Below are 21,416 nucleotides of genomic sequence, written 5' to 3'. Positions count from 1 at the left end.
AGAGGGCCGCCGTGCCCAACCTCTCCTACGATAGAAGCGGGCACCCCTCGGCCGTAAGGACCGAAGCGATCGGTGTCCGTGACCGAACCGAACGTCCGCAAACCCCTTACGGGACCACCGCCGCCCGCAGGCGCGGCGCCGCATACAGGACTTCTCGCAGCGCATCGAGGGGGACAGGGGTGCCGACGAGCCCGCGAGCACGAGGCGCCCGCCCACATCGAGGCGCGACACCAGCGACGCGATCGCATCCGCCGAACCCGAGAAGTCGAGACGGACGTCGTCGGTACCCGTGCGCAGCAGGGCGGTGAGGATCATGTCGGGGTAGGGGCATCCGCGACCGGCGCCGGCGGGTGTGAGAGCGAGGTCGGCGAGGTCGGCGAGGTCGTGCCAGCCGAGTACATCGAGCAGCCTGACCTGGGTGGATCGGCTGAATCCTGTGGTGAGTACGACTTTCACGCCGGCCTCACGCAGCTGCGTGATCGCCTTGCCGGTGCCCGTGCCGGGGGCGGCGGCGACGTCGCCCTGGTCGACGAATCGGGGCGTCCGGTTCCGGGATGTCAGAGGCCGAGCAGGTCGGCGGTCTCCTCGCCGAGATAGAGGCCGAGGGTCATACCGCGGCCACCCGGGCCGGCGACGACCCATACGTCTTCGTCGGCCTCCGCGCGGTGCACGAGCGCGTGGGGTCGATGCACTGGCTGTACACCCCGGCCCAGCGCCGGACGACGCGCGGCAGTCGGCGGCCGAGGAACTCCTCCGTCACTGCGACGAGGTGGTCGTAGGGTTCTTCGTCGACGTCGAAGTCGAACGGTTCGTCGTAGGCGTGGGTGTCGCCGGCGGTGAGGCCGCCGTGCAGACGCTGGACGCACGGCAACTGCATGCGATGCTGCGCGGCGACGGGTCGTTGCTCCTCGGAGGCGGTGAGCTCGTCGAGGGCGGTACCGGCGAATCCCGGGTAGTAGCGCAGGCTGTCGCCGTCGGCGATCGACGTGGTGAGGTCTTCGCCGAGCGGTGCGGTCTGCATCATCTGCAGCCGGACCCTGCGCAATGGCAGGTCGCGGGCGAGGCCACCGAGTGTCGCGCCGGGACAGACGAGAACGAGGTCGGTCTCGTGCACGGTGCCGTGGTCGTCGCGCACTGCACGGTCCCGCGGGCCGTGCGGGAGACGTCCCGGGCCTCTGTGGACAGCAGGAACCGGTAGCGGCCCGAGATGGCGAGATGTTGCCGGATCGCCGGGAGCGCGATGCGGGATTCGACGGCAGCGTCCGTGCTGCAGTGCAGTGCCGCGAGGAAGTTACCGCGTAGCGCGGGGTTACGGCGGCGCGTCTCGTCCGCATCGAGCAGGGCGAATCCCCGTCGCTGCGCGTCGTCGCGTGCGACCGCTTCCTCCGCGACGGCGATCTCGGCGGCGGTGCGCGGCAGCGTCAGCGAACCGTTCGCGCGGAAACCGACGTCGGAAACGCGGGCGCCGAGGTCCTCCCACAGCTCGCGGGACCGCAGGGTTAGGGCCGGTTCGTCGAACTCCCGGTGAAACAGTTGGTGTAGACCGGAATTCGGTTACGCTGGATGTGTGGCCACCGTCGTTCGCGAAGCGCGCACCCTCAAGCACCAGATCGTGCGCCGCCAGGTCGAGTGCCTCCTCGACCAGCTCAGCGTGGGAGATCAGGTCCCCTCCGAACGCGATCTCGCCACCCGGTTCGACGTCGCCCGCGAAACCGTCCGCCAGGCACTGCGAGAACTGCTCGTCGACGGCCGCATCGAACGGCGGGGCCGCAGCACCGTCGTCGCCGGCCCGAAGATCGTCCAGCCCCTCGTCATCGGTTCCTATACCCAAGCCGCCCTGCTCGAAGGGCGCAGCGCTGGGCGTGTGCTCGTCGCGTGGACCGACCTCGTCGCCGACGACGAACTGGCCTGCCGCCTCGGTCTCGAACCCGGCGATCCCGTCCTCGAACTCGAACGTGTCCTGCTCACCGACGGAGTGCATGTCGGACTCGAACGCACGCGCCTTCCCGCACACCGCTTTCCGGATCTGCGCCGGACGCTCGATCCGTCGTCGTCGCTGTACGCCGCGATCCGTTCCTACGGGATCACGTTCGCGCGGGCGGTCGAGCGGATCGAGACCACGCTGCCGGATGCGCGCGAGGCGGCGCTGCTCGACGCCGACACCCGCACACCGATGCTGCTGCTCGAGCGGATCTCCTACGACGAGAACGACGTCCCGATCGAGCATCGCCGGTCGCTCTACCGCGGCGACCGGATGTCGTTCGTCACGACCGTCACTCCCTGAGCAGCAGGTCAGTCGACGCCCAGGCCTGCTTCCCGCGCACGGACGATCGCGCTCGCCCGGTCGGCTGCGCCGATCTTGCCGAGGATGTTGGACACGTGGTTGCGCACCGTCTTCTGGCTGAGCACGAGTCGGCGGGAGATCGCGGCGTTGTCGAGTCCGCGGGCCACGAGGTCGAGGATCTCCCGCTCCCGTCCGGTCAGATACGGGAAAACTGCCGACGTGTTGCGGGAGTTCGCTACCGCCGCAAGGGCTTTCGCCGCGACCGCCGCACCGACGATCATCTCACCGTCGGCCACGGCCCGGATCGCCCGTTCGACCCCCGACGGATCGGCCCCTTTGACGAGATAACCCGAGGCACCGGCACGGATGGAGGCGATGAGGATGTCCTCGTCCTCGTGCATCGTGACCATCAGGATGCGGGTGCCCGGCGACTTCCGGAGGATGCTGCGGGCCGCGTCGATCCCCGATCCGTCGCCGAGTTCGATGTCCATGAGCACGACGTCGACATCGCCGATCACGACCTCGAGGGCCTCCCCCACCGAACTCGCCTGGCACACGACATCGATCCCGTCGAGAGTGCCCAGCAGTGCCGCCATACCGAGGCGGAAGACGGGATGGTCGTCGACGACCGCAACGCGTATCGCTCCGTTGTCGCTCATGATTCGGACCAGGGTAGCCGCGCCCGCACCACGACACCGCGCGGGTCGCCGGGTTCGATGCCCACCGTTCCGCCGACCTCCCGGGCCCGTTCCCGCATGCTCTGCGTCCCCACACCGATTCGTGCGTCGGTCGCGAGTCCTCGTCCGTCGTCGACGATGTCGAGGGCCAGCACGTCGCCCTCCGCCGCGACCCGCACCGTGCATTCGTCGGCACCGGAATGCCGTCGCGCGTTGATGACCGCCTCGGAGGCGATGCCGTAGGCGGCCCACGCGATCGGCCCGGACATCCCGGCGGGGAGGTCGGACCGCAGGTCGACGCGGAATCCCGCGCGGGCGTGGGTGATCACGAGTTCATCGAGTGCGGCGGTGAGGCCGAGTTCGTCGAGAACCGGGGGCAGCAGACTGCGCGAGAGCTCGCGGACACCGTCGACGTGCCGATCGAGTTCGCGGAGCAGTTCGTCGACGAGTCCGGCCGCGGCGTCCGGGTCGGTGGTGACGAGATTGCGTGCGCCCTGCAGGCCGAGCCGCACCCCGGCGAGCGACGGGCCGAGACCGTCGTGCAGTTCGCGGCGGATGGTGCGGCGTTCCTCGAGTCTCACCTCGGTGAGGCGGCGACGCGCGTTTTCGAGGTCCTCCGCCGACCGCAGTACGACGAGCCCGGCGTCGACGACGGTCGCGAGTTCGGTGAGCGCCCGCCGGCTGCGTGCCCCGAGCGATTCGCCCGGAGGTGCGGTGACGGCGAGGGTGGCGTCGCCGTTACCGACCGGAACCTCCTCGACGGGTCCGGTCGCGGTCCCCCAGCGTGCGATCACGTCGCCGCCGCGGCGCACCTCGACCGATTCGAGACGCAGTGCGGTGCCGATTCCGGCGGCGAGTTCGCCCAACAGCAGGTCGGGCGAATCGGCACCGGCGAAGTGCCGCCCGAGGATCCGGACGGCGCGTGCCGGGTCGACGCCGTCGCCGTAGACGAGGCGGTGCACCTTCCGGCGGAGCCACATCCGCACCGGCTGCACGGCCAGGGCGACGGCGGTGGCGGCGACCGCCTGGGCGAAGACCGATTCGTTCGGGAGCACCAGCGACACCGCGACCGTCACCGCGAGATAGGAGGTGACGAGCACGGCGGTGAGACTGCCGGCGAGCGCGGCGCGACCCACCGCGAGGTCGATGCCCCAGAGTCGTTGGCGCAGCACGACGGCAAGGATCGCGACGGGATAGAAGGCCTGCGTCGCGAGGTGGAGCAGCGGTGTGAGCATCCACGGCACGTCCGGGACCGCCAACGGGATGTACGAGGCTGTCATCAGGGCACTGCCGAGCGCGAGCCATCCCGTCCCGGATCGTCCGCCCGCCGAGGCGTGACGGCGACGCCACTCGACGTGCCCGGAGGTCAGGAAACCCACGGCCACAACGGGTCCGACGAACCAGATGTCGGCGATGTCGGTGAAGGTGCGCGCCCAGAAGAACCAGGCGATCGTCAGGACACCGACGCCGATCCCGGCCCGCACCACGGGATCGGCCGGGCGGTCGCGGACGAGCCACGGCACCACCAGGAACAACGCGAGTGTCCCGGGGATCCAGGTGGTGTTCTGCAGCGGACCGAGGAATCCGACGGGCAGTTCGGGGCGGACGAGGGCGAGCTGGGTCCAGCTGTAGGACATCGCTGCCACACCGACGCCGATCGACGCGACAGCCAGCAGGATCGGCACGGCGTGGATCCGGCGGGCGAGGATCACCCCGGCGACCGTCCCGTAGACGGCGGCTCCGACGACGTCGACGAGGAAGAACAGCTGGTCGGAATCGAGCGCGGGCCGTGCCGCGACGAACACGACGACGGCCGCCACGGCGAGCAGCCAGGAGACGACGGCCACGACGGCGGCGGGTACCGGAGCCCCGGTACCCGCCGATCCGGTCGTCGTGACGGTGTCCTTCATGGTGCGGTGAGTATGCACCGCCGTGTCCTTGACGCGGCAGGTATACGCCGCTGAGCCGCTCGCAGTGGCACTAACGTGCACGCCGGTCCGCGAGGGCGAAGCCGACTCCGGCCATCAGCACCCACACCGGGCCGGTGAAGCCGGCCATGTACTGCAGTGGGGAGATGCCGAGGAGCAGTGTCAGACCACCGAGGACGATGCTCGCCCAACCGATCCACCGGGGCGCCGCGCGGTGATGCAGGACCGCGACCGCGACCGCGACGCCGCTGACACCGGCACCGACCCACAGCCATGGGATGGTGCCCATCCAATGCGAGGCGAAGACCGCCACCTCGGGCACCATCTGATCGGTGTTGCCGAGGCCGAACAGCAACTCGGTGTCGAGTCCGGTGCCCATGAGGGTCGCGACCGAGGTGAGCACGAGACCGAATGCCGCGACCGTCGGCACGAGGCTGAATTCCGGAGTGCCTGCGCGCAGTCGGCGCTGCAGTCCGGCGGCGAAGACGAGCAGCAGCGTCGTCGACACCATCAGCGTCAGGTGCATGACGAGCATGGGCGTGCGCTGCCCGGCGAACTCGGTCATGATCGCCACCGCGTTGCCGGCGGTGCGCTCGTTGTATGCCGCGCTCATCGCCATGCTCGCCTGGATGCCCACGACGCCGGCGAGGCCGGCGACCGCACCCGTCCACGCCCAGAGCGAACCGGGGCCACGACGATCGGGAGCGATCGGCGCGAGGGGTTCGGTCTCGGTGCCGAGAGTGTTCATGAAGGTCCCTTCGGATCGATGCGACGCCCTGCGCGTCGTAAAGGAACGATCCGGTGCCCGATGTCCCGGGTGGAAGGGACGACTGTCCCGACCTTCCGGGATCGCCGCCGGCGTCCCTCGTCGGGCAGACGTCGTGCACCTACCACAACCGAGGGGAGGTTGTGTGCGATTCTCCCGACGGAAACGCACACAACCTCCCCCACGACCGAGGATGCCGACGCGGATATTTCCGTGGGCTGCCGGATCCGCGTCGCCCCGAATTCACTCAGGGATTTCGGGTGCGGCGCTCGTCCGCCGAATGAAGAGCGGCGACGGACGCGAAGGCCGCAGCCAGTACCGGTAACAACAACACAACATTGAGTGCCATGGAATGTCCTTTCACGGGGCCGGGTGAATTTCTCCCGACTTCGAAACAGGCGCTCCCCTCTTCTATCCTATTTACGAGAAATATGCGAGTCGACGCATTTTCCACCGGCGAATTCGATACGTTCGCAATTCGCACGTCGCGGAATTCCGGGTCGGATATTCCGTGGGGAAATGCGGCGGATCCGCCCAGTGACCTGCGCCTCATGCGCGCCTGCCGGCGGTAAGCAGTGCCCCGTCGGTTCCTAGGGTGGTACGACGTGGCGGAAGCGAGCGGAGATCATCGGGTCGTCGACCTTCCGCTGCCCACCCCCGCCCCGTTGCGGACGGCGATGCTGTCGGTTCCCCGGCAAGGACGCCGGTGGCCCGGCGCCGCGCGCGCAGCCGCCACGGTCGCGGTGCCCGGTCTCGTGGGCGTCGCTCTCGGATTCGGCGCCGTCTCCGCCATCGCCACACTCGGCGCTTTCGCCGTCGTCTACGGCGAGCAACGCCCCTATCGCGTCCGTGCCCGAGCGGTCGCCGTCATCGGGACGGTGCTCGTGACACTGGCGACGATCGGCGCCCTAGCAGGTTCGGTCGTCCACCACGAACTGGCCGCGGGCGGGTCGGCGTGGTGGTACCTGGTGGTCGTCGCGGCGATGACCGCGACCGTCGCGGTGTGCGCCTTCGTCGTCGACGCCCTGCGGATGGGTGCGCCCGGCGCCTTCCTGATGTTGCTGTCCCTCGAGATCGCATCCGCTCTCCCCGCGCTGGGAGTGTCCGTCCCGACGGTCTCGGCGTGGACCGCGATCGGCGCCGGAACGGCCGTCGTGGCCTCCATGTCCGGTGCCCCGTTCCGGCCGCGAACCCCGGAACGCACCGCCGTGGCCGCGGCGGTCGCTGCCGTCGACGCGGTCTTCGAGGAGAACTCACCCGGCAATCGCCGCGCCGCGGTCCACGATCTGCACGCGGCCTGGCAGTGCCTGCACGACGCCGGACTCATCGATTCGGGGCATCCGCTGGAGCAGACGCTGCGCGCGGCGCACCTCCGATGCGCGGAGACACTGGACGAGCGTCCGCGGGACGAGGCAGTTCCCGAGGACGATCTGCGACTGCGGACCCCGCTGCGACGCCCGTCCGTGCGGTACCGCCTCGCGCGCGCCGCGCACCTGCGCAGCCGGTCGGCGACGATCGCGGTGCGCCTGCTCGTCGCGGGACCTCTCGCCGGGACGATCGCCATCGCGCTGGGCGTCGGACGTCCCGACTGGGCGGTCATCACGGCCGCGATGATCCTGCATCAGGGACCGGATCGGATCCTCGGCTCCTACCGGGCGGCGCACCGCTTCCTCGGCACCGTGCTCGGACTCGTCCTGGTGGCCTGCCTGACGCCTTTCCATCCCGGTGGTGTCGCCCTCGTCGTGGTGCTGGCCGCGGTGATGGCCGGCACGGAAATGTTCCTGGTGCGGAACTACGGCCTGGCGATGGTCTTCATCACCCCACTCGTCGTCGTCCTCGGCGGGTTGGGTGCCCCCGGCGATCTGGTGACGGTCGCGCGCGACCGCTTCCTCGAGACCGTTGTCGGCGTCCTGGTCGCGCTCGCGGTGCTGTGGGGCGTACTTCCCCGGGCCCACCGTCGCGTCCTCGACTTCGCCGACGGCCGCGTCCGCGACGCCGTCACGAGAATCGCCGCGTCGACGGACGTCCGCGAGCTGCCCGAACTGCGCCGCGATCTCGAGTTCGACCTCCACGCATCCACCACCGCGGCCGTCATCGCCGCGCACACCGAGCCGGCGTGGACCCGGGAACGCTGGATCGAGCACCGCCGTCTCCACGAACTCGGCTACCGGATCCTGACCCTCCCGGAACGACCGGGCCCCTGAAGCAGGGACCCGGTCGCTTCCGTCGGAATACGCGCCGTCGTCAGAACACCAGGACTGCGAAGACGGTCGAGAGGATCAGCCCCGCCATCACCGGCAGGAAGCACTTGCGGGCGAGATCGAGCACGGGCACCCGGGCGAAACCGGCCACCGCGACCAGCGAGGACCAGGCGATGATGACGCCGCCACCGGCCCAGATGTTGCCCATCTGACCGATCGCCGCGAGCGTCGAGGGGTCGACGTCGACGGCCGGTCCGAGAGCACCCGACAGCGCACCGGTGAGGGGCAGTCCGCTGAATCCGGACCCGTCGAGCCCGGCGACGAGGCCGATGAGCAGGATGCCGAAGGACGTGATGAAGGCGTTCTGCGGAAGGTGCGACTGCACCGTGGTCACGAGGTCGAACAGGATAGCCGGGCCTGCGGCGTCGGCGGAGATGCCGAGGATCGGTCCCGCGAACTCCGGATTGCCGATGAAGAAGAAGCCGGCGATCGGGAGGACGCAGCCCATGGCCTTGAAGGCGAAGACCAGGCCGTCGACGAGATGGTCCGAGGTGGTCTCGAGGAAACCTCCGCGGTCGGTCGACGCTGCGGCGGCGAACAGGATCAGCGCTGCGATCCCACCCACGATCGCGGCGGCGTCACCACCCTGCAGTGGCGGCACGACCTCGGTGAACTTGCCCAGCATCAAGTAGACGATGAACGCGAGGTAGGCGAGCGGCACGAGCATCGCGAACGCCTTCGCGGTACCGCGGCGTTCCTTCTCCGCCGCGGAGTCGGGGTCGGCGATCGGGTCGGACGGCGCCACGAGCACCGCCGTGGCCGTCGCCGCCTGCTCTCCGCCGCCGCTGGGGCCACCGGCGGGTTCCGGCCGACGCGGAGGACGGGAGCCACCCCCGTCGCCCGAGGAGTCGCCACGGGTCTCGCCGATGCCGCGGTCGGCTGTGTCACCGATGCCGCGGTCGGCTGTGTCACCGATGCCGCGGTCGGCTGTGTCACCGATGCCGCGGTCGGCTGCGGCCTCCCACTCGACGAGGAGGTCGGGGGACGGTGCACGCCAATGCCGCTTCTGCACGAGGTAGGTGATCAGCAGAGCCGTGCCGCCGACGATCAGGGACAGGACCATGGCTTTGTCCGCCACGGCGTCGGCCTCGACGCCGGCCGCCGATGCGGAGATACCGGGCGCCACCTTGATGATGTAGTCCGAGGACAGCGCCATGCCCTGGCCGCAGATCGCGATGACCATGCCCACCGACAGCGGGGACATGCCCGCGCGGATCGCGACGGGGATGAGCACCGCGCCGACGAGGGGCACGGCCGGGGTGGGCCAGAAGAACAGGGAGATCACGTAGGTGACCGCGGCGAGGACGAGGAAGCTGCTGGTGCCCGCACGCATGACCCGCCGGAACGGCGCGACCATCATCCGGTCGGCGCCGAGCTGGCGCAGCGCGCCGAGCATGGCCGTGACCATCGCGATGATGAGGAAGATGTTGAACAGTTCCTTCGCCGCGACGAGGCTCGCATTGAAGATGGCCGACAGTCCCGTGACGATGCTGCCGGAGAACGTCAGTGCGGTCAGGAAGGTTGCGACGACTGCAGGAACGACGATGTTCTTCCGCAGGGCCATGGTGGCCAGGATGACGAGGATGCCGGCCAGGTAGACCCAGTGCGCGGCGGTGAGTTGTACGTCCAAGGCGATTCCTTCGACAGGGGGTGGAACGAGTCGGGCTGTGTTCGTGGACGGTGAATGGGAACTCGATGTATTGGGGGAACTTTCCGCTACGGCCCGTGCTCGGTCAACGAGAACGGTGCACAGTGCCCGCCACGCTAGTTGTGCACTGTGTTCCACTTTTGCGATTTCGTGACGACGAAGCGCTCCGGTGTGAAATATTGCTACGAACATGTGTCGCGCGCCCCGCGCCGCCCCGCGCCGCCCTCACGACGTCGTCGAATATGCACCCTGCACCGGCTTACGCGGATCCGATGTGCACCTTCACTCCGCGATGGCGATGCATCCGACGGTAGCGCAGTGCGAAAGTGGTTCGACGGTACGAACCGTGCCGCGCAGTTCCCCGAGGTTCCGGAGAGTTCGATGACCACTCGCACCGATACACCGGCAGCGCCGGCAGCCGAGACGGATACGGGCACTCCCCTGGCCCTGTCCGCCCTGCTCGCCGGAACCCTCGTCGGGACATTGAGCAACAACATCATCAATGTCCCACTGCCACAGATACTTTCCGACTTCGACGCGAGCCTCGAAGACGGCGCACTCCTGGCCGTCGGCTTCCTTCTCACTTTTGCTGCGACAATGCCCCTTGCAGGGTACATCGGTGACCGATACGGTCGGCGTCGCGTCTACTGCGGTGCCCTGCTCGGCACCGCGATCTGTGCGGCCGGAGCGGCGACGGCGCCGACCCTCGAGATCCTCGTGGTCTGGCGCGCCCTCGGCGGAGTCGCGGCGGCTGCATTTGCGCCTGCTGTCATGGGGTTGATCGCGTGGCTGTTCGGCGCGCATCGACGCGCACGCGCGGTGGGCGCGTGGGCCACCGTGAACGGACTCGGTCAGGCCATCGGCCCCACCCTCGGCGGTTTTGTTGCGGGACATTGGGGTTGGCGATGGGTATTCGTCCCGATGATCCCGATTGCACTGATCGGTCTTGCCGGGACGTTGCGCTGGATCCCGATCTTCCCCGGCCGCCGGATGACCCTCGACGTGCCCGGTGCGATCGCACTGACCCTCGGTTCCGCCGGAGTCGTGCTGGGACTGAGCATGTTCGGACAAGCAGGTGTTCCCACGTCCGTCGCGGGGATCGCCCTGGCGGTCTCGATCGTCGTACTGGTCGGTTTCGTCGTGCACTGCCTACGCGCGGACGTGCCGTTCGTCGACGTCCGACTGTTGGTCGAGAGCAGATTCGCGCGGAGCGCGGCCGCCGCCTTCGCGCAGATGTTCTGCCTGGGCGCCGCTCTGCTGGCGGTGCCGCTGCGGTTGCACGCGACGGGCGCGTCGACGGCCACGGCCGGGGCGATCCTGTTCGCACTGCCCGCAGTCATGGCGGTCCTCGCACCGGTGGTCGGCCGCACTGTCGATCGCGTCGGCGGACGGCACATGTTGCGGGCGGGACTGGTGGTGCTGCTCGTCGGTCAGATCGCGCTTGCCGTCGTCCTCTCGGCGGACGAACCGCGGCTGTGGCTCGTCGCGACCGTCCTGGCGATCACCGGTGCCGGCATCGCCGCCGTGCAGACCCCCGCGGCGGCCGGCTCGACGCGGTCCCCGGCGGGCGAGCGCGGGACGGGCCTGGGGGGGTTCAACCTGATCCGCTTCGGCGGCTCCGCCGTCGGGGCCGCGTGGGTGACCGTCGCGCTCGGTTCGTGGACGGTCGGACCGCTCTTCGCGGTGTGCGCCGTGGTCGTATGCGCGGGGTTCGCCGCGTCGTTCCTGGGGGCCGACCCCGAGGATCACGCACCGACCGGCTCCGAGTCGACCGCTCTCAGCGGTAGTTGATCTCGTTCTCGACCGAGGTGCGCAACCGGTCGAGAAGCTCGAGGCGGACGGCGAGCCAGGCCGTGAACTGGTTCTCCGGCAGCCGGACGTCCATCCCCATCGCACGGGAGATCCGGTCCAGCTTCGACAGCATCGTGTTGCGGTGGACCGACAGCTCCCGCGCCGCCGCGTTGACGTTCCCGCCGGCCGCGAGATAGGCCAGCAGGGTGTCGTACAGGTCGGTGCCGGGCTTGAGCGTCCCGAATACGTCGCCGACGAATCTGCGGCTGCGATCGGTCTCGGCGACCAGCTCGAGCACACCGTAACCCCGCAGGTCGCGGTAGGCCACCGAACCCGACATCCCGAGCCGCTGCCCGATGCCGAGCGCCACGCGGCCCTGCCGGTAGCTCTCCCGGATCTGGTCCACGCCGACGGCCGGAGCGCCGTGGGCGACGGGCACCGGACGCACGCGCCGGCGGGACAGGTCCTGCGACACCGCGTCGGCGTATTCGGCGATCTCGAGTTCGACGTCGCTCGGGTCGCGGTAGCGGAGCGACCGCACCACCACCAGGACGTCGCCGATCACCGTGACATACGAGCGCACCGACGGGTGGGGCAGGACGCTCGCCGCGTACCGGGCCAACCGCAACAGTCCACCGGATTCGTCGCCACCCGGACCGGCCGGGTTCTCCCCGTAACCGGGCGCGACGAAGACCGCGAACGACGAGGTGAGATCGATGTCGTGGTACTCGGCGCGCGCCTGCATGTCGTGCTGGCTGGTGAAACTGCCGTGCACCAGCGCCTGCACGAAATCGCCGCGGGCCCGTTCCTCGGCCTCGTCGACACTGCGTTGCCGCAGCATCTCCGATCCGATGATCGCCGTCGCCTGTTCGGTGACGACCGCGTGCTGGGCCAGCTCGTGCGGTCCGGGAGACGCGCCCGAGGCGAGCACGACCACCCAGCCCTCGAACCGTTTGCCGAGCCGGATGGTGCTGGCCGTGCACGTCCAGGGTGTGCCTCCGACGACCTCCTCCAGCACGCGGGTGTCGTGGGGGGCGTGACGTTCCGCGGCCGTCACCGTCGACAGCTGCTTGTGCAGTATCGCCGAGATCTCTTCCGCCCTAACGGCATCCACGCCGTGGAAGGCGACGGCCTGACCACGTGCATCGAGTGCGATCGCCGGATGCTGTGCGAGCGCCGAGACCTCCTTGACGAGCAGGGTCAGTCCCGCGCCGCGGTGCAGCAGACCGGCGAGCGTCGAGTGCACGTGCGCGGAATAGCGCATGACGTGCACTTCCTGCATCAGCGACCGCTCGGCGAGCAACCGGTTGAGTGCCGCGAATCCGACGGGCAGGTCGAGTTCGATCACCACCAGTCCTGCCGGCCAGGACATTCCGGCGGGCACCGCGCCGTCGACGACCAGGGCCGCCGCGTCGCGGGCCGCGAGCGCGGACAGGGCGTGCGCGCTGTCGGCCAGTGCCTCCGGCCGCATGTACACGGCGACGCCGGTGAGATCATCGAATCGGCCGACGACCTCGCCGAACGGCAGCACCCAGGTGAGCGCCCGGTCGAGATCGGCCTCCCGATCCACGACCCGGGCGCCCTCCATGAGCGGTTCGTCGAGCAGCCCTCGGACTGTCAGACGCGGGCTCGATTCCATGGGGACCTGCTTCCATCGGGAGCATCGGCGGGCTGTGAGGGGGTGGGCCCGTCGACACCGTGGCGGTGTGCACTTTCTACACCAGATACCAGAGTCATGCGCCCCAGACGCATGTGCACTGTGTACACCGAATCCCGAAAACGACGGTGATCCTGACCGTCCCCATCGGCGCACGGCCCTGTTAGAAATGAGCCACGCCGGACACCCCGCTCCACCGCTCCGGCCCCCGCCGACACTTCAGCGACGCGACATCGGCGGGACGCACACGGATCCCGACGCGGACCAGGAATCGTCCGACTCTCCGACCCGACTCCGAAAGTGGAGACCAATGCATCGAATCCACCGCATCACCCTCGACGACGCACTCCCCCTGCTGGCCGCCGGCCGCGCGAAGGCCGAGGAGATCGGCGTGAAGCAGACCCTCTGCGTCTGCGACGAGAGCGCGAACGTCATTGCTCTGCACCGGCTTCCCGGCGCCCGCCTCACCGGCGTCGAGATCGCCATGGCGAAGGCGTTCACCGCCGCCGGCCACGAGCGCGCCACCCACCTGTTCAACGAGGGTCCCAACGGACCCGCACTCCCCGGCAACGAAGCGTTCGGCATCAGCCACATGCTCCCCGGGAAGTTCGCGATCTTCGTCGGCGGCTTCCCCCTCGTCTACGACGGACAGATCGTCGGCGCCGTCGGCATCAGCGGCGGCAACGGCGAGCAGGACAAAGCGGTCGGCGCCGCCATGATCGCCGAATTCGAAGCCCTGACCTCCGCGATCAACGCCTGATCGCATCCCCCCGCACGACCTCCTCATCGAAAGGCATCATCATGACCGAACTGCTCGGACGCGACGAATTCCGCGCCGCACTCGAAGACGCCATCAAGGGACGCGAAGCGAAGAACGCATCGTTCAGCAAGGCGTGGGCCGAGGGCAAGCTCGAGAAGCACCACTTCGCCCGGTGGGCCGAGAACCACTACCACTACGTCGGCCCCTTCGCCGACTACCTGGCGAACATCTACTCCAACACCCCCGATCACTTCACCGACGCCAAGGACTTCACCCTCCAGAACATGTACGAGGAGGAGCTGGCCGACATCCGGCACACCGACCTGCTCATCAAGTTCGCCGAGGCGTGCGGCACCACCAAGGAGCGCGTCGAGGATCCGAACAACATGAACGCGGTCACCCGCGGACTGCAGGCCTGGTGCTACGCGGTGTCGCAGCGCGAACACTTCGTCGTCGCCACCGCGGCCCTGGTCGTGGGCCTCGAATCGCAGGTGCCGAGCATCTACAAGAAGCAGATCGTCCCGCTCCGCGAGGTGTACGGCTTCACCGAGGACGAGATCGAGTTCTTCGACCTGCACATCACCTCGGACGTGGTGCACGGTGAGCGCGGCTACCAGATCGTCCTCGACTGCGCCGACACCCCGCAGCTGCAGCAGCGCTGCCTGCAGCTCGTTCGCTGGGGAGCGGAGATGCGTTTCTCGTACACGAAGGGCCTGTACGACACGTACGTCGCCCCCGATCTGGAGCTGGCGTCCGCCTGATCCGATGCGCGGGAGCGGAAGTCGCTCGCGGCTTCCGCTCCCGGTCTCGCACACGAGCGAAGGAGAAGCATGTCCACCGAAATCATGGGCAGCGGGACCGCCGGCACCGACACCGCCGCGGAGTCCCCGACCTGGGTCGCCGTCGCCACGGTGAAAGAGGTGCCCCGCCGCCGCAAACTCCGCGTGGAGGTCGACGGCCTCGCGATCGCACTGTTCCATGCGAACGACCGCATCTACGCCTTCGCCGACCTGTGCATCCACCAGGACCGTTCGCTCGCGAAGGGCACGCTCCTGCACGGCCGGGTCATCTGCCCCGGCCACCAGTGGCGCTTCGATCTCGAGACCGGATACGAAGAGGACCAGGCCCTCTGCCAGCCGGTCTATCCCGTCCTCGTGCGCGACGAGACCGTCCTCGTCGACCCCACCCCGCGTCCGGCACAGGCCGCATCCGGAAAGGAGTGCTCGGCATGACCGTTCGCACCGTAGTCACAGTGGGCGCCGGCCAGGTCGCCGCCGTCGCCGCACGCACCCTGCGCCGCCGCGGCTTCGACGGACGCATCGTGCTGCTCGGCGACGAGCAGCACGCCCCCTACCAGCGCCCACCCCTGTCGAAGGAATTCCTCGCAGGCCGCGAAGGAGTCGACTCCCTCGCACTGCTGACCCGGAAGTGGCTCGACGTCAACGACATCGACATCCGAACGGGTGTGTCGGTTCAGCGCATCGACACCGCGACCCGCACCGTCGAGTTCGACGGCGGCGAGATCGCCGCCGACGCGATCGTCCTCGCCACGGGCGGACGCCCCCGCACCCTCACCACCACCGGATCCCGGCCCGATCTCGTCCACTACCTGCGCACCCTCGACGACGCGACCGCCCTCGCAGCCCGCCTGACCCCGGGTTCGAGTCTCGCGATCGTCGGCGGCGGCTTCATCGGACTCGAGATCGCAGCGACCGCAAGATCTCTCGGCGTGACGGTGACGGTCCTCGAACAGGCCGAACACCTCCTCGGAGGCATCCTCGGCGAGCAGGTCGGCCGGCACTGCGCCGAACTGCACCACCGCAACGGTGTCGACCTGCGCGCCGGCACGGGCGTCGCCTCGGTGACCACCTCCGATGATGGCGTGCGGATCGAGACCACCACCGGGATCGTCGAGGCCGACGCCGTGGTCGTCGGCATCGGCATCGTCCCCAACACCGACATCGCGGCGGCGAGCGGACTCGCCGTCGACGGCGGGATCGTGGTCGACGCCACCGGGCGCACCTCGGTCGAGAACATCTACGCGGCAGGCGATGTCGCGAAGCGGTTCTCTCCGCGCGAAGGCCGGCACGTGCGCGTCGAACACTTCGACAACGCGAACCGCCAAGCCGCGGTCGTCGCCGACGCGATCGTCGGGCGGCAGTCGCTCTCCGACGACCCGCACTGGTTCTGGTCCGATCAGTACGACACCAACATCCAATTCGCCGGATCGGCTTCCGGAACAACCGAACTCGTCGTCCGCGGTGACACCGACAGCGGAGAGTTCTCGGTCTTCTACCTCGCCGGCGACGTTCTGACCGCTGCCTTCGCGATGGACCGCGGCGAGGACATCATGGCGGCCCGCGAACTCATCGGCCGCAGGGTCGACGCAGCGCTGCTCGCCGACGAGGACACCGATCTGTGGGAGATGTACGAGGAGGTCGAGCCCGCATGACGATCACCGGACTGAACCACATCGACGGCAACTGGGTACCGGCCGCCTCCGGCGCGGTCTTCGAACGCCGCACCCCCGCCGACGAGACCGATCTGATCGGCACCTTCCCGGACTCCGACGCCATCGACGTCCGCAACGCCGTCGATGCTCTCGACAAGGCCGCGCCCGAATGGGCCGCCACCCCGCCCGAACGCCGCGCCGCGATCCTCGAAGCAGCCGCCGACCACCTCGCCGCACACTCGGCCGAACTCGTCGACGAACTGATCCGCGAAGAGGGCAAGACCCGCGCCGAGGCGTCGATGGAGGTGACTCGCACCCCCATGAACCTGCGCTTCTACGCAGGTGAGGCACTGCGCGCCACCGGTGCGACCTTCCCGGCCCCCGGATCCACGACGATCTACACCGTGCGCGAACCGATCGGGATCGTCGGTGCCATCACACCGTGGAACTTCCCGCTCAACATCCCCTCCCGCAAGCTCGGTCCGGCGCTCGCCGCCGGCAACACGGTGCTGTTCAAGCCGTCCGAGATCACCCCGCTGATGGGGCAGCGACTCGTCGAGGCCCTCCTCGCCGGTGGTCTGCCGCCCGGCGCGATCGCACTCGTCCAGGGCGACGGCAAGGCAGGCGCGGCCGTGTCCGGCGACGAACGGGTCGCGGCCGTGACCTTCACCGGCTCCACCGAGGTCGGACGCGCCATCCACCGCAGCGTCGGCCCCGACCGGCGCGTGCAGCTGGAGATGGGCGGCAAGAATCCCGTCGTCGTGCTGGCCGACGCCGACCTCGACGCCGCAGCCGCACTGATCGTCAAGGGCGCCTTCGGGTTGTCGGGCCAGGCGTGCACCGGCACCAGCCGGGTCGTCGCCGTCGACGCAATCCACGACGAGTTGCTCGAGAAGGTCGCCGAACGCACCCTCGCACTGCGGGTGGGACCAGGTTCGGGTGCCGCCGTCGATGTCGGCCCGCTCGCGGGTCGCGGTCAGCTCGACAAGTTCCTCGAGTACGTCATCATCGGCACGGACGAAGGCGCACGGCTCGTGTGCGGCGGCGTGCGATGCGAGGACGACGCGCTGCGAGACGGATTCTTCGTGCGGCCCACAGTGTTCGCAGATACCGCCCCGGGGATGCGCCTGCTCACCGACGAGATCTTCGGCCCGGTCCTGGCCTTCCAGCGCGCCGGCTCCTTCGACGAGGCCCTGGCTCTGGCGAATGACACCGCCTTCGGGCTCAGCGCCTCGGTCGTCACCCGGAGTCTGTCCGCTGCACAGCGTTTCATCGCCGGGTCGCGGACCGGGCTCGTGAAGGTCAACCAGCCCACGACGGGAATGGCCATGAACGCGCCGTTCGGCGGCTACAAGCAGTCGAGCACGCAGACCTTCAAGGAACAGGCCGGCCCCACGCTCATGCAGTTCTACCAGTCCGAGAAGACCGTCTACCTGTCCCCCGACGCCTGACCGGCGACACCGACCCTCGACAAGCCTGGAGGAAAGACCATGGAGTTCAAGCGAGTGGCCCGATCCGGGCAGGTGCCCGAAGGCATCGTCCGCCGGTTCTACGCCGAGGACTACGAGTTCGCCATCTCCCGACTGGACGGCAAGGCGTACGCGACGTCCAACTACTGCTCACACCTCGACTGCCTGCTGTCGTCCGGCAAGCTCGTCCAGGACGGCATCGGATGCTCCTGCCACGGAAGCGCATTCGACCTCGAGACCGGTGAGCCGATCTGCCCGCCGGCCACCGAGCCCATCAAGACCTATCCGTGCGAGGAGCGCGACGGCGAGATCTTCGTCGGGATCGCCCCCGCCGAGCCGCCGGAAGGACCCCGTCGACGTCGGATGCGGTCGGCATGAGTCGGCGCGCGACACGACCGGCGACGGTCGCGACCGGAGGCATGGTCGCGTCGAGTCATCCGCTCGCGAGCCTCGCCGGGGTCCGCGTCCTCGAGGACGGTGGCAACGCCGTCGACGCGGCCCTGGCGATGGCAGCGGTCACGTGGCTGACCCTGCCCGGGCAGTGCGGCATCGGCGGCGACGCGTTCGCCGTGGTCCGCGAGCCCGACGGGTCGGTGTGGACCGTCAACGGCAGCGGTTACGGACCCGACGGCGGTACACAGGATTTCTACCGGGCACGGGGACTCGACACGATCCCGCTCGACGGGGCGCTCGCCGTCGCCGTTCCCGGCGCCCCCGCCGCGCTGGCGGCACTGCACCGGCGGGGAGCGAGCAGGTCGCTGCCCGAGCTGTGGGCGCCGGCAGCCCGGATCGCCGAGAGCGGCCTGCCGTGCTCGGCGAAGACCCGAACCGACGTGCAGACCGCTCTGCATGCGATCCGCGGCGACGCCGGACTCGCCTCGGTGTACGCACCGGGCGACCGGGTCCCGCGCCTCGGCGACGTGCTTCCCCAGCCCGATCTGGCCCGCACGATCCGTGCCCTGGCCGAGGATCCGGCATCGTTCTACACCGGCACGCTCGCCGAACGCTGCGTGGCTGCGCTGCAGGGGGGCGGAGCACCGTTCAGCGGCGACGAATGGCAGGCCGGGGCGTCAGTGGACGCGGAGGCGGCGCTCACCGGCAGCTATGCCGGTCACGTCGTGCACCAGACCCCGCTCCCCACACCGGGATGGATGGTGCTGCACCAGGCCGCCCTGTGCGACGACGCGCTCGGCACCCACCCTGTGCTCGGCGCGGCATCGATCGACCGGATGGCCCGCGCGGCCACCGTCGCCTTCGAAGACAGGCTCCGCTGGTGCTCGTCGGACAACGACGGGGTCGCACGGGTGCTCGATCCCGCGAACATCGCAGCCGGTCGCGCACGGATCGACGGGCGTGCACCGGCCGAGGCGTTCGCCGTCTCCGCCGGGGACACGACGTCGTTCGTCGCCGTGGACTCCGAGGGGCGGGCGGTGTCGTTCATCCACTCGCTGGCGTTCACCTTCGGAGCGAAGCTCACCGTGCCCGGCACCGGCATCGTGCTCAACAACCGGCTCGGTCGCGGTGCCTACCTGATCGACGGGCATCCGAACGAGGTGGCGCCGCGCCGCAAGCCCCTGCACACACTCAACGCGTGGATCGTCACCGACTCGGCGGGGGAGCTGCGGCATGTGGGCAACACGCCCGGTGGCGACGGCCAGGTGCAGTGGAACATGCAGTTGCTGTCGCACCTGCTCGACCACGGTCTCGACCCCCAGGAGGCGGTCTCGGCGCCGCGCTTCACCGTCTTCCCGGGATCGGACGCCAACGTGCTCGGCGAACCGACCGCATTGCGGATCGAAGGCGACGTCGCCGACGGCGTGTGCGACGAACTGCGCGAACTCGGCCACCTGGTGGAAGTGCTCGAACCACTCGACGCCGAGGGCAGCGCGCAGGTGATCTCGATCGACGACCGCGGGGTGCTCTCCGGCGGCAGCGATCCACGACAGGAGGGGGTGGCTCTGGGTGTCCTCTGACATTGCTTCGCCATGGGTGTCCACTGATGTGACCGCTGTCGCACCGCGTCCGCAGGGGCGATACGTCCCGGCCGTGTTGGCCGGCGACACCGTCCGCACGGCGGGCATGACCCCACGGCGAGACGGCGAGCTGATCCTCACCGGACGGGTCGGCGCGGAGGTCACCGTCGAACAGGCCCGGGCCGCCGCGGTCGTCGCGGTGGGCAACGCGTTGGCAGCGATCCGCGCGACGCTGCCGGAGGGCACGTCGTTCCGGCCGGTCGAGATGGTCGTCTACGTCGCGAGCGCGCCCGGTTTCGTCGATCTGTCGGTGGTCGCGGACGGCGCGTCGGACCTGATCGAACGCGAACTCGGTGTGGATGCGCTACCGGCGCGCACCGCCGTCGGCGTCCACACCCTGCCCGGCGGGGCACCGCTCGAGATCGCGCTGACCGCCGTGTGCGGATAGACGGAGGTTCACAATCCTGGTGGTCGACCATCAGGGTTGTGAGCCTCGTTTCTCGGTTGTGAACCTCGGGGACGAGTGCTCAGCGCTTGGCGCCGATGTCCTCGAGTTCGGCTGCAAGATCGACACTCTCGGACGGTCGCTGCCACCGATACACTCCGCCACCCTGGGCGTAGGAGAGGTGACCGCCGAGAGCGCCACCGACTCCGACCGCGCCGAGACCGATCAAAGTCCACATCGTCCCCGCCCGGTCGTGGCGGGCACGTCGCGCGCGATAGGACGTCGCCATGCAGATCACCCCGATCGCGTTGGACACGGCGTGCACCGCACCGACCCTGCGCTGAGGGGCATCCTCCAGGGTGGAGAAGTCGGTGTAGCCGGTGACGATCGTCGGGACCGCCGCGCCCAGTCCCAACGCGACGAGTCGCCGGGACGCGGTGCGCTGCCCGGGCAGCGCGTCCAACGCCGCCGCGGACACCCACGACCCGATCGGGACGGTGACGAGGAGCGGATGGACGGGGTGTCCGAGCCAGGAACCTCGGAGCAGGTCGTCGACGACGGAGCCGTCGAGGACTCGCCGTATGCGCTGCGCGATGCGCTCGGCGGGCCGATCCACAGCGTCGAACGATTCGACGGCGCGCAGGAGTTCGTGCAGGTTCATGATGAGGCGATACCCGTCGGCAACAGATACGAATCGCCGGGTGAGCGCGATGCGACGGCACCCTTCGATCGCTGGCCATGACGACGGCGGCATTCGTATTTCTGTCGTATCCCGAGGGCACCATGTGGCCGTGACCGAGAAGACCATCGGCTTCCCGAGGACTATCCGCAATTCCTGGACGAACTCGAAGCACAGGTTCGTCGACCAACTGGCCAGGGACCTGCGCTCCGAGTTTCCACACATGCGCGGTCTCTCGCGCCGCAATCTCTTCTAAATGCGGTCCTTCGCGGACGCCTGGCCCAGGAAATAGTGCAACAGCCTGTTGCACAATTGCCATGGGGACATGTGACGGTCCTTCTCGACAAGCTCGACAACCGAGAGCTTCGCGACTGGTACGCAGCTCGCGCAGCAGAACACGGGTGGTCGCGTCACGTTCTGACTCATCAGATCGTCGGGCAGTTACATCGCCGTGTAGGTGCCGCGCCGTCGAATTTTCCGGACCATCTTCCTCCACAGGACTCCGACCTCGCACAGCAACTCGTCCGCGGCCCGTACATCTTCGATTTCCTCGATCTCGACGAGCGGGCCGCGGAACGAGAACTCGAAGCGAGCCCGAGTACGCCGGCAAACTCGGTTTCTACGTC

The 21,416-nt window shown here is 69.2% G+C and carries 18 protein-coding genes and 2 pseudogenes; 13 read left to right on the top strand and 7 right to left on the bottom strand.

The annotated features are described in order from the left end of the window. Positions 1-557: 557 nt before the first annotated feature. Positions 558-1,551 (bottom strand): annotated as a pseudogene (locus IM25_RS08030) (FAD-dependent oxidoreductase); the annotation flags it as partial. 16 nt (positions 1,552-1,567) lie between these two features. Between IM25_RS08030 and IM25_RS08025 the strand changes: the two are divergent. After that, positions 1,568-2,284 carry a GntR family transcriptional regulator gene (locus IM25_RS08025; protein ID WP_033097927.1) on the top strand — a complete coding sequence of 239 codons (717 nt, stop codon included), beginning with the start codon at positions 1,568-1,570 and terminating at the stop codon, positions 2,282-2,284. An 8-nt stretch (positions 2,285-2,292) separates the two neighbouring features. Here the strand turns inward: IM25_RS08025 and IM25_RS08020 are convergent, their stop codons facing one another. From IM25_RS08020 to IM25_RS08010, 3 genes are all read right to left on the bottom strand, one after another. Beyond that, complete coding sequence (locus tag IM25_RS08020) at positions 2,293-2,943, bottom strand: response regulator (protein ID WP_033097928.1); 651 nt, start codon at positions 2,941-2,943, stop codon at positions 2,293-2,295. Beyond that, a complete protein-coding gene (locus IM25_RS08015; protein ID WP_065995937.1) occupies positions 2,940-4,871 on the bottom strand; it encodes a sensor histidine kinase in 1,932 nt (643 codons plus the stop codon). The genes IM25_RS08020 and IM25_RS08015 overlap by 4 nt, the downstream gene beginning before the upstream one ends. A 70-nt stretch (positions 4,872-4,941) precedes the next feature. After that, positions 4,942-5,637 carry a hypothetical protein gene (locus tag IM25_RS08010; protein WP_052040111.1) on the bottom strand — a complete coding sequence of 232 codons (696 nt, stop codon included), beginning with the start codon at positions 5,635-5,637 and terminating at the stop codon, positions 4,942-4,944. A gap of 623 nt (positions 5,638-6,260) precedes the next feature. On the opposite strand from IM25_RS08010, the gene IM25_RS08005 reads away from it, so the two are divergent. After that, positions 6,261-7,859, top strand: a complete 1,599-nt coding sequence (locus tag IM25_RS08005) for an FUSC family protein (RefSeq protein WP_033097930.1) — start codon at positions 6,261-6,263, stop codon at positions 7,857-7,859. A gap of 40 nt (positions 7,860-7,899) precedes the next feature. Here the strand turns inward: IM25_RS08005 and IM25_RS08000 are convergent, their stop codons facing one another. Beyond that, positions 7,900-9,546: a hypothetical protein gene (locus IM25_RS08000; RefSeq protein ID WP_033097931.1), complete on the bottom strand. Its 1,647-nt coding sequence runs from the start codon at positions 9,544-9,546 to the stop codon at positions 7,900-7,902. 336 nt (positions 9,547-9,882) lie between these two features. Between IM25_RS08000 and IM25_RS07995 the strand changes: the two genes are divergently transcribed. Continuing rightward, positions 9,883-11,355 (top strand): MFS transporter, encoded by a 1,473-nt coding sequence (locus tag IM25_RS07995; RefSeq protein WP_084294983.1) that lies wholly within the window; start codon positions 9,883-9,885, stop codon positions 11,353-11,355. Here IM25_RS07995 and IM25_RS07990 read toward each other — a convergent pair. Further along, positions 11,342-12,994 carry a PucR family transcriptional regulator gene (locus IM25_RS07990; RefSeq protein WP_065995936.1) on the bottom strand — a complete coding sequence of 551 codons (1,653 nt, stop codon included), beginning with the start codon at positions 12,992-12,994 and terminating at the stop codon, positions 11,342-11,344. The two genes, IM25_RS07995 and IM25_RS07990, sit on opposite strands and share 14 nt — an antisense overlap. 328 nt (positions 12,995-13,322) lie before the next feature. On the opposite strand from IM25_RS07990, the gene IM25_RS07985 reads away from it, so the two are divergent. The 8 genes from IM25_RS07985 (at position 13,323) to IM25_RS07950 (ending at position 20,114) form a co-directional block, all read left to right on the top strand. Continuing rightward, positions 13,323-13,772 carry a GlcG/HbpS family heme-binding protein gene (locus IM25_RS07985; protein WP_006552488.1) on the top strand — a complete coding sequence of 150 codons (450 nt, stop codon included), beginning with the start codon at positions 13,323-13,325 and terminating at the stop codon, positions 13,770-13,772. Between the two features lie 41 nt (positions 13,773-13,813). Then, the gene (locus IM25_RS07980; RefSeq protein ID WP_006552489.1) at positions 13,814-14,533 is read left to right on the top strand and encodes a TenA family transcriptional regulator; all 720 of its coding nucleotides are present in this window, start codon (positions 13,814-13,816) and stop codon (positions 14,531-14,533) included. 84 nt (positions 14,534-14,617) lie between these two features. After that, a complete protein-coding gene (locus tag IM25_RS07975) occupies positions 14,618-15,004 on the top strand; it encodes a Rieske (2Fe-2S) protein (protein WP_065995935.1) in 387 nt (128 codons plus the stop codon). Then, positions 15,001-16,224 (top strand): NAD(P)/FAD-dependent oxidoreductase, encoded by a 1,224-nt coding sequence (locus IM25_RS07970; RefSeq protein WP_033097967.1) that lies wholly within the window; start codon positions 15,001-15,003, stop codon positions 16,222-16,224. The genes IM25_RS07975 and IM25_RS07970 overlap by 4 nt, the downstream gene beginning before the upstream one ends. Then, positions 16,221-17,675, top strand: coding sequence for an aldehyde dehydrogenase family protein (locus IM25_RS07965; RefSeq protein WP_065995934.1), 1,455 nt, complete (start codon positions 16,221-16,223; stop codon positions 17,673-17,675). Before IM25_RS07970 ends, IM25_RS07965 begins: the two co-directional genes overlap by 4 nt. A 39-nt stretch (positions 17,676-17,714) precedes the next feature. Beyond that, positions 17,715-18,071 carry a Rieske (2Fe-2S) protein gene (locus IM25_RS07960; RefSeq protein WP_019290278.1) on the top strand — a complete coding sequence of 119 codons (357 nt, stop codon included), beginning with the start codon at positions 17,715-17,717 and terminating at the stop codon, positions 18,069-18,071. After that, positions 18,068-19,666, top strand: a complete 1,599-nt coding sequence (locus tag IM25_RS07955; protein WP_033097934.1) for a gamma-glutamyltransferase family protein — start codon at positions 18,068-18,070, stop codon at positions 19,664-19,666. Before IM25_RS07960 ends, IM25_RS07955 begins: the two co-directional genes overlap by 4 nt. A 28-nt stretch (positions 19,667-19,694) precedes the next feature. Further along, positions 19,695-20,114, top strand: coding sequence for a RidA family protein (locus tag IM25_RS07950; protein ID WP_006552495.1), 420 nt, complete (start codon positions 19,695-19,697; stop codon positions 20,112-20,114). A 79-nt stretch (positions 20,115-20,193) separates the two neighbouring features. Here the strand turns inward: IM25_RS07950 and IM25_RS07945 are convergent, their stop codons facing one another. Then, positions 20,194-20,772, bottom strand: a complete 579-nt coding sequence (locus tag IM25_RS07945) for a DUF2231 domain-containing protein (RefSeq protein WP_033097936.1) — start codon at positions 20,770-20,772, stop codon at positions 20,194-20,196. 130 nt (positions 20,773-20,902) lie between these two features. Here IM25_RS07945 and IM25_RS26725 point away from each other — a divergent pair, with 130 nt between their 5' ends. After that, the gene (locus IM25_RS26725) at positions 20,903-21,046 is read left to right on the top strand and encodes a hypothetical protein (protein WP_232333424.1); all 144 of its coding nucleotides are present in this window, start codon (positions 20,903-20,905) and stop codon (positions 21,044-21,046) included. 35 nt (positions 21,047-21,081) lie between these two features. Next, positions 21,082-21,183, top strand: a pseudogene (locus tag IM25_RS27440) (PDDEXK nuclease domain-containing protein); the annotation flags it as partial. Positions 21,184-21,416 lie beyond the last annotated feature (233 nt).

It is taken from the genome of Rhodococcus sp. p52, from assembly GCF_000763325.2.
GTDB lineage: Bacteria > Actinomycetota > Actinomycetes > Mycobacteriales > Mycobacteriaceae > Rhodococcus > Rhodococcus pyridinivorans.
Note: the sequence above shows the minus strand (reverse complement) of the source record. Positions and strands in the feature narration are given on the sequence as shown.